Below are 701 nucleotides of genomic sequence, written 5' to 3' on the forward strand. Positions count from 1 at the left end.
TGATGATGGGATACCTCAGCTGGGTGACCGTAGCCAGGTAGATCCGGGCGCCTTCGCGGAAGCTCAGACCCACCAGCGGCAGAGAGATGATCCCTGTCAGCAGCAGGGCCGTACCGGAATTGGAGAGGTAATTCAGGTCAAAGGGCTTTATCACCAGCGGACTGCCATCGGCTTTGAGCAGCCCCTCCTGCAGGCCAGGCACATAAAATTTAAGTTGCCCCACAAAGTTCAGGGCATCGCGTACGGGTTGCAGGCCCCAGGCAATGATCATGAGCGTCATCATCAGAAACGGCGACCAGGCCCGCAGCACCTGCCCCGCCGAATACTGCCGGTCGGTCTCCAGGGTTTGGGGCGGTTCCTCCTGAAAGCGCCAGGTGGCTTTGGGTTTCCAGTACCGCAGCAGCACCATCAGGCTGATGATGGAGGCCAGGCCCGCAATCACATCGGGCAGCATGGGACCCAGGTAATTGGCCGTCAGCCACTGGAAGAAGGCAAACGATATGCCCGATACCAGAATAGCCGGCATCACCTCCAGCGACTTGCGAAAACCGGCCATAATCACCACCAGATACATCGGCACCACCACCGACAGGATGGGCAGCGTGCGGCCTACCATCTGCGAGATGGCCATATCGGGCAGGTCCGAGACCTGAGCGGCAATGATGATGGGGGTACCCACCGCGCCAAAGGCCACGGGGGCG

General features: G+C 60.3%; 1 protein-coding gene. It reads right to left on the reverse strand.

The genetic code is table 11. The features are described 5' to 3' along the window. On the reverse strand, positions 1-701 hold a 701-nt coding region (locus ABD931_RS29125; protein ID WP_345271651.1), incomplete at both ends, for an L-lactate permease.

It is taken from the genome of Nibrella viscosa, assembly GCF_039541875.1.
GTDB lineage: Bacteria > Bacteroidota > Bacteroidia > Cytophagales > Spirosomataceae > Nibrella > Nibrella viscosa.